Source organism: Intrasporangium chromatireducens Q5-1 (assembly GCF_000576575.1).
In the GTDB taxonomy this organism is placed as follows: Bacteria; Actinomycetota; Actinomycetes; order Actinomycetales; family Dermatophilaceae; genus Intrasporangium_A; species Intrasporangium_A chromatireducens.
This window is the reverse complement of sequence record NZ_AWQS01000582.1, coordinates 1-525: the sequence shown is the minus strand read 5'-3', so window position 1 is coordinate 525 and position 525 is coordinate 1. Positions and strand designations below refer to the sequence as shown.

Below are 525 nucleotides of genomic sequence, written 5' to 3'. Positions count from 1 at the left end.
GCCGGATCTTGGTATTGACCGACTCGATCCGACCGTTGGACAGGCCGTGCTCTATCGCGGCGAGGATCGCCTCGCGGTGTTTGACGATCTTCTTCTGCAGCTTCACGAACGCGTCGATGCGACACCGCCGGGCCCAGGAGACCCATCTCTCGAGCGCCTCGACGGCCTGCTCGTAGGGCAGCTGGAACACCAGCCGCAGCCCCTCCTTGAGCAGGTACCCGCGGTACAGCCGCGGGTCGATCTTGGCCACCCACGCCAGCTTCGCCTGCTGCTTGTCGGTCAGGTTCTCCGGGTTCTTCCACAACGCGTACCGCGCGCCCTTGAGGTCCTTCGCGTGCCCGCTGGCCCGGCCCGCCCTGCGCTTGTTCACCGCGCCACGCGCGGTGTTCCACGCGTCCCGGCGGACCTCATCCAGCGCGTCGGTGGCCCATGCGACGACATGGAACGGATCCGCGCAGCGGACCGCGCTCGGGCACCGCTCGGCGACCACCGCCGCGATCCAGTCCGCGCCGTCCGCGGACACGT

General features: G+C 69.1%; 1 protein-coding gene. It reads right to left on the bottom strand.

Annotation, left to right across the window (positions count from 1 at the left end; translation table 11 throughout):
• Positions 1-525 (bottom strand): ISL3 family transposase (locus tag N864_RS22985; protein ID WP_034723088.1); only part of this gene is annotated, 525 nt, incomplete at both ends.